1 protein-coding gene is annotated in these 578 nt (G+C 68.7%); it reads left to right on the forward strand.

Annotated features, from left to right (window positions below; translation table 11 throughout):
* Nucleotides 1–236 precede the first annotated feature (236 nt).
* Nucleotides 237–320 (forward strand): putative leader peptide, encoded by an 84-nt coding sequence (locus tag CCN44_RS47715; protein ID WP_311737185.1) that lies wholly within the window; start codon nt 237–239, stop codon nt 318–320.
* The last annotated feature ends 258 nt before the right edge of the window (nt 321–578 follow it).

Consider the following 578-nt stretch of genomic DNA (forward strand, 5'->3'; position numbering starts at 1 on the left):
GCGGCCGGCCGCCACCTCCCGCAGGAATTCCTCGCAGTCGGCGGTGAGGTCGACGACGCGTTCCCGGGTACCGGTGGAGACGTGCAGCATGCGTGTGGTGAAGGCATCGGACATGCCCCCATCCTGACCCATGCGCCGGTTTTCACACGCCGCGGCGCCACCGTCTTGCGAGACGGCCGGTCCACTGGACGAGACGCCGTTGACCGGGTCGCCGCCATCTGGCTACGTTCAGCCGCATGTTGCGTTCAGCCCTGCTCACCACGCGCGGTCACATCGACCTGCTGCGGGTGACGTCCGCCGCGTGTCGCCGCGGCTGCTGACGCCTTTCCCTGCCTTCTCTCCCCTCCTCCCCCTCGCGGGCTCCGCGGGCTCATGCGTGCGCCTGATGCGCGTGCCCCCTGACGCGCCGTTGACGTAGGCATGACACAAACGTGACGCGGAGTCGCATCTCCCAACTCCCGGCCCTCCTCCCCGTGGAGCATTCATGAGCATCGGCCACGCCCCACCCCATTCCCCTGAACCGGATGTTTCGGGTATATCCACATCCGCTTCACCCGTGTCCCCGCCCGGGCCCACCC

Origin of the sequence: Streptomyces tricolor, assembly GCF_002155905.1 — a bacterium.
GTDB classification, from domain to species: Bacteria; Actinomycetota; Actinomycetes; order Streptomycetales; family Streptomycetaceae; genus Streptomyces; species Streptomyces tricolor.

Excerpts from the sequence above, each read along its gene's own strand:
- CCN44_RS47715 (WP_311737185.1), top strand. The coding sequence starts at position 237 with ATGTTGCGTTCAGCCCTGCTCACCACGCGCGGTCACATCGACCTGCTG.